The organism is Halotalea alkalilenta DSM 17697 (assembly GCF_000621205.1).
Taxonomy (GTDB): Bacteria; Pseudomonadota; Gammaproteobacteria; order Pseudomonadales; family Halomonadaceae; genus Halotalea; species Halotalea alkalilenta.
Genome location: NZ_KK211231.1, coordinates 173,609 through 179,622, shown reverse-complemented (window position 1 = coordinate 179,622; position 6,014 = coordinate 173,609). Strand labels below are relative to the sequence as shown.

Annotated in this window: 6 protein-coding genes; 3 read left to right on the top strand and 3 right to left on the bottom strand. The window is 65.0% G+C overall.

The annotated features are described in order from the left end of the window. Nucleotides 1-179: 179 nt before the first annotated feature. The 3 genes from dtd to thiD all read right to left on the bottom strand — a co-directional run bounded on the left by dtd (nt 180) and on the right by thiD (nt 2,386). Nucleotides 180-617: a D-aminoacyl-tRNA deacylase gene (dtd, locus tag Q376_RS0117455; protein ID WP_027351398.1), complete on the bottom strand. Its 438-nt coding sequence runs from the start codon at nt 615-617 to the stop codon at nt 180-182. A gap of 9 nt (nt 618-626) precedes the next feature. Further along, complete coding sequence (locus Q376_RS0117450) at nt 627-1,484, bottom strand: universal stress protein (protein ID WP_027351397.1); 858 nt, start codon at nt 1,482-1,484, stop codon at nt 627-629. Between the two features lie 101 nt (nt 1,485-1,585). Next, nucleotides 1,586-2,386, bottom strand: coding sequence for a bifunctional hydroxymethylpyrimidine kinase/phosphomethylpyrimidine kinase (thiD, locus tag Q376_RS0117445; RefSeq protein WP_027351396.1), 801 nt, complete (start codon nt 2,384-2,386; stop codon nt 1,586-1,588). A gap of 589 nt (nt 2,387-2,975) precedes the next feature. Between thiD and ndhC the strand changes: the two genes are divergently transcribed. The 3 genes from ndhC to nuoC all read left to right on the top strand — a co-directional run bounded on the left by ndhC (nt 2,976) and on the right by nuoC (nt 6,003). After that, nucleotides 2,976-3,371, top strand: coding sequence for an NADH-quinone oxidoreductase subunit A (ndhC, locus tag Q376_RS0117440; RefSeq protein WP_027351395.1), 396 nt, complete (start codon nt 2,976-2,978; stop codon nt 3,369-3,371). A gap of 135 nt (nt 3,372-3,506) precedes the next feature. Next, entirely contained in the window at nt 3,507-4,184 is a 678-nt protein-coding gene (locus Q376_RS0117435) for a NuoB/complex I 20 kDa subunit family protein (RefSeq protein WP_027351394.1), read from the top strand. A gap of 22 nt (nt 4,185-4,206) precedes the next feature. Further along, complete coding sequence (gene nuoC / locus Q376_RS0117430) at nt 4,207-6,003, top strand: NADH-quinone oxidoreductase subunit C/D (protein ID WP_081803633.1); 1,797 nt, start codon at nt 4,207-4,209, stop codon at nt 6,001-6,003. Nucleotides 6,004-6,014 lie beyond the last annotated feature (11 nt).

The following is a 6,014-nucleotide window of genomic DNA, read 5'->3' as shown; positions in this document are numbered from 1 at the left end:
GAGGCCGTGGTTCGACTCGGCTCGTTCCTCGCCGGCTATCCGAGCATCCTGAGTAAGCGAAGCGCATCGAAGGACACGAACGGTTTGCGCCAACTCCCAACCCGTTCGTCCCGAGCACCACGAACGGTTTGCGCCAACTTCCAACCCGTTCGTCCCGAGCGGCGGCGATGGGGCGGCTTTCAGCTCTCGAGCATGAAGGTGACCGGGCCGTCGTTGATCAGCGCTACCTGCATGTCGGCGCCGAAGCGTCCGGTCGCGACCTGGGGTAGTGCGGTTCTCGCTGCTTCTACCAGTTGGTCGAAGATGCGTTCGCCGTGCTCGGGGCTGGCGCCGCGGGAGAAGCCTGGGCGTAGCCCTTTGGCGGTGTCGGCGACCAGGGTGAACTGCGAGACCAGCAGCAGCCCGCCGCCGCTGGCGGCGAGGCCTAGGTTCATCTTGCCTTCGGCGTCGGAGAAGATCCGGTAGTTGAGCAGCTTGTGCAGCATCTTCTCGATCTGCCTGGTGTCGTCGTCGCGCTCGACGCCGATCAGTGCCAGTAGCCCCGGGCCGATTTCTCCGACGACTTCACCCTCCACGCTGACGGCTGCGCGGGTCACGCGCTGGATCAGGGCCTTCATCGTTTCTCCTTACCAGGTACGGCAGATCATCAAATCGCAGCGGGCATCCTTGATCAGCCGCTCGAGCAGGCTGTGGGCATGGCGCTGGCCGACGTTGAGCCGGGTGTGGTTGCCCATCGCCAGCAGGTCGGGCGGTTGCTCTTCGATGCGCTTGAGCAGCACCTCGGCGGGGTCGCCACGCTCAACTATCAGTTCGACGTCGAGATCGAAGCCGAGCTCGCCGAGCAGACGTCGCGACTCCTCTTCGAGCAGGCGGTGCAGCCGGGTGCGCTCCTGGTCGCGCCAGCGCTGGTAGCTCGGGGTCTGTGCCAGCGCTTGGGTCACCGGGGCGTCCCAGGCGTGCAGCAGGGTCAGCCGGGCGCCGGGGAAGTAGGGCAGGATCTGCTTCAGGGTGTGGCGCGAGGCGAGCGAGAAGTCGACCGGGACCAGCAGGTCCTGCCATGGGCGCCGGGCGCTGTGGCTGACCGAGATCACCGGGCAGGGCAGGCTTCGCATCAGTCGTGCCAGCGGGCTCGATTCGATGGCGTCGAAAGGCGCGCAGCGCCGGTGGCTGCCGAGCAGGGCGAGGGAGACGTCGTGGTCGAAGGCGAGCCGGGCGATCTCGGTGTGCGGGTCGCCGGGAAGCAGCATGATCCGGGTCGCTGGACGCGGCGTCTTGAATACCGCGCAGGCCTGGGCGAGCTGGGTCTCGATCAGCGCCTCGACGGCGGCCGTCATCGAGGCCACCGCCGCTTCGGGCAGGTGCGGATCATAGATGTGAGCGATCAACAGCTCGCCGCCGCCGAGCTCGGCCGCGGCGACCGCGCGGGCGAAGGCGTCCTGGCACTCCGCGGAGAGATCGGTGGCCAGTAGGATCGTCATCGGCATGGAAGCGCTCCTTGGCGGGTCGAGAGGGCGCCGCCGCTGGTTGCCCGAAAGGGAATGGGGGCGGCTCGTTTGCGCAGCATAGCCCATCGCTCGCTTCGGACTCACCACCAACGATGGAAGTGGTGCACCGGGCCGCGTCCGTGACCGACCTCCAGGCGCGCGGCATCTCGCAGTGCGGCGCTCATGTAGCGCTTGGCTTCGCGCGCGGCGATGGCGACCGAGTCGCGCTGGGGCAGCAGCGCGGCGAGGGCCGAGGCCAGCGTGCAGCCGGTGCCGTGGAGGTGCTGGGTATCGATGCGGTCGGCCTCGAGGCGCTCGGTGCCCTCGGCGCTGAGCAGCAGGTCCGGGCTGTACGGCCCGATCAGGTGACCGCCCTTGAGCAACACCGCACGCGGGCCGAGCGCGCCGAGCCGTGGCAGCATCGCCTCCATCTCTTCGATGCTGGTCGGCGGTGTGGTGCCGAGCAGCGCCGCCGCTTCCGGCAGGTTGGGGGTGATCACGTCGGCGATCGGCACCAGCACGTCGCGTACCGCTGCGAGCCCTGCGCTGTCGACCAGGCGGTCGCCGCTCTTCGCCACCATCACTGGGTCGAGCACCACGAAGCGCGGCGCATAGCGCTCGATCGCCTGGCGCACGGCCTGGGCGGTGGCCAGGTCCTGGATCATCCCGATCTTCACTGCGTCGATGGAAATGTCGTCGAATACCGCCTCGAGCTGGGCTTCGATCAGCTCGATCGGCATCGCCAGGATCCGGCGCACTCCGCAGGTGTTCTGCGCCAGCACCGCGGTGACCACGCTGGTGGCGTAGGCGCCCAGCGCTGAGAAGGTCTTGACGTCGGCCATCTGGCCCGCGCCGCCGCTGGGGTCGGTGCCGGCGATGGTGAGTAGGTGAGGGGGACGCATGGCAGCTCCGTAACGAGAAACATAAACGATTGTAATCAACTGGGAGGGCTGCGCCGATCGACTTCGATCAGGCTTTTGCATTGGTCAACGCAGCGCAGTAGGCGTATAAATCATGCGGTCATTAATGCTGGTGCAAGGTCTTCATGTGGTGAGCGGCGAGGGGCGGGATGATGCGGCTGACCCGGCTTCGAACCTTCTGCATTGCGACCAAGGTAGGGGTTCTGCCTGGTGGGCAGATCGCCGCCGAGCGTCGACACTAGAAGTCTCGAATCGTCGAAGGCCTTTGCCGAGGTAGGAAAATTAGGAAAATTTAGTGCGGCGAGGAGCGGTTGGGGTAGAATCCTTGCTGCGACAATTGGCCGCAGTCACTGGGGTTGGCCCCCCGGTTCGCTACCCCGCATGGGGTCTTGCGATGACGTTTTCCCCCGTCTTCCTGCGCTCGCAATGCTGGAAATCGCGGGGCTTCGGTGCGAGTCGCGCACCCGTCGGGACTGCGGTACAGGGCGCAAACCGGTAGTGCCCGATTCGAGAGGCCGAGGATAACGGCCCAGTACCATGACTAGTACCTTGACTTGATGAGTGGATCACGATGATAGCGCAATACTGGGCGGTCACTATTTTCGTACTCGCAACCCTCGCGCTGCTGGTCTTCATGATCGGCGCAGCAAGCGTCCTCGGTGGACGCGCCTGGGGGCACGAGAAGAACACCCCGTTCGAATCCGGGATCCTCGGTGCCGGCTCCGCCCATATACGTTTCTCGGCGAAGTTCTATCTCGTCGCCATGCTGTTCGTCATCTTCGACATTGAAGCCCTCTACCTCTTCGCCTGGGCCGTCTCGGTCCGCGAGGTCGGCTGGGAAGGGCTGATCGGCGCCGCCGTGTTCATCTTCATTCTTCTCGCTGGCTTGGTCTATGACGCGCGCATGGGTGCGCTCGACTGGGCGCCCAAGCAGCGTCGCGCCAGCGGACGCCACGAATCCTTCTGAATCCTTGATCGGCCGCGGGCGCTTCCCGCGGACGATCCGCTCCGGCATGGCGCCGGAGCCCAAGCCTTCAAGTGGCGCTTCCGGCCTGACAGCGGGAGCGACCAAAGAGATTTTTGAAACTTCGAGGCGATCTCCATGCAATACAAGCTGACCCGCATCGACCCGAACACTCCCCACGACCAGCGCTATCCGGTCGGCAAGCAGGGCGTGGTCGAAGACCCCATGGAGCAGCAAGCGCATCGCAACATCTTCATGGGTAAGCTCGAGGACGTGCTCAATTCGACCGTCAACTGGGGGCGCAAGAATTCGCTCTGGCCCTACAACTTCGGGCTCTCCTGTTGCTACGTCGAAATGACCACCGCGTTCACCGCGCCCCACGACGTCGCGCGCTTCGGCGCCGAGGTCATGCGCGCCTCGCCGCGCCAGGCCGATTTCATGGTCATCGCCGGCACCTGCTTCATCAAGATGGCGCCGGTGATCCAGCAGCTCTACGACCAGATGCTCGAGCCCAAGTGGGTGATCTCGATGGGCTCCTGCGCCAACTCCGGCGGCATGTACGACATCTATTCGGTGGTCCAGGGCGTCGACAAGTTCCTCCCCGTCGATGTCTACATTCCTGGCTGCCCGCCGCGTCCCGAGGCCTTCCTGCAAGGGCTGCAGCTGCTCCAGGAGTCGATCAAGGAAGAGCGTCGGCCGCTCTCCTGGGTAGTCGGCGACCAGGGCGTCTACCGTGCCGAGATGCCGTCGCAGAAGGAAAAGCTGCGCGACGAGCGGATCAAGGTGACCCAACTGCGTACGCCCGACGAAGTCTAAGCCACCGGAAGGCCGATCCAAGATGAGCGAGAGTCACGTTTTCTCCACCAGCCGCGGGCCAGCGTTGCCCGAAGGACTGGATAGCGCGCCGGTGGTCCAGGCGCTGATGCAACGCTTCGGCGCCGACCGTTTCCACTTCCAGAACACCCTCACCGGAATGCCGGTGCTGTGGATCGCCCGCGAGGACCTGCTGGAAGTGATGCGCTTTTTGCGCCAGGGCGAGCATGCCTTCGAGATGCTGTTCGATCTCCACGCCGTGGACGAGCGCCTGCGCGGCAATCGCCAGGGCCTGCCCGAGGCCGATTTCACCGTCTTCTACTTCCTCACCGATCTTTCCCGCGGGCGCGATTTGATGCTCAAGGTGGCGCTTGCCGAGAGCGATCTGCGGCTGCCCTCCCTGACCCCGGTATGGCCGAGCGCCAACTGGTACGAGCGCGAAGTGTTCGACATGTTCGGCATCGAGTTCCAGGGCCATCCCCGGTTGGTGCGGATCCTGATGCCGCCGACCTGGAAGGGACACCCGCTGCGCAAGGACTATCCGGCGCGGGCCACCGAGTTCGATCCCTACAGCATGACCATGGAAGGCCAGGACAAGGAGCAGGAGGCGCTGCGCTTCGTTCCCGAGGAGTGGGGAATGAAACGCGGCACCGACGACCAGGACTACATGTTCCTCAACTTCGGTCCCAACCACCCGGCGGCCCACGGCGCGTTTCGCATCGTGCTGCAGCTCGACGGCGAGGAGCTGATCGACTGCGTGCCGGACATCGGCTACCACCACCGCGGTGCCGAGAAGATGGCCGAGCGCCAGTCCTGGCACAGCTACATCCCCTACACCGACCGGATTGACTACACCGGCGGGGTGATGAACAACCTGCCCTACGTGCTGGCGGTGGAGAAACTCGCCGGCATCCAGGTGCCGGACCGCGCCGCGACCATCCGGGTGATGATGGCGGAGATGTTCCGGATCAATTCGCACCTTTTGTTCCTCGGTACCTACTACCAGGACGTGGGCGCGATGTCGCCGGTGTTCTTCACCTTCACCGACCGCCAGAAAGCCTACGAAGTGATCGAGGCGATCACTGGCTTTCGCATGCATCCGGCCTGGTACCGGATCGGCGGTGTCGCCCACGACCTGCCCAAGGGCTGGGACCGGCTGGTGAAGAACTTCCTCGACTGGATGCCGAAGCGGCTCAACGAGTACCAGCGGGTGATGCAGGACAACGCCGTGTTCCGCGACCGCACCCGCGACATCGCCGCCTACGACACCAAGGAGGCGCTCGAGTGGGGCATCACCGGGCCCAACCTGCGTGCCACCGGGTTCGATTTCGATGCGCGCAAGCAGCGCCCGTACTCCGGCTACGAGAACTTCGACTTCGAAGTGCCGCTCGGCACCCACGGCGACATCTTCGACCGCGGGCTGATGCGCATCGAGGAGATGCGCCAGAGCCTGCGGATCATCGAACAGTGCCTGAAGCACATGCCGGCCGGCGATTTCAAGGCGGACCACCCGCTGACCACGCCGCCGCCGCGCGAAAAGATGAAAGAGCACATCGAGACGCTGATCACCCACTTCCTGCAGGTCTCATGGGGCCCGGTGCTGAAGCCCAACGAGTCGTTCCAGATGATCGAGGCGACCAAGGGGCTGAACAGCTACTACCTGACCTCGGACGGCAGCACGGTGAGCTATCGCACCCGCATCCGCACGCCCAGCTACCCGCACTTGCAGCACATCCCGGTGCTGATGCGCGGCGGGTTCGTTCCCGATTTGATCGCCCACATCGCGAGTATCGACTTCGTGATGGCCGACGTGGACCGCTAAGCCTATGGACA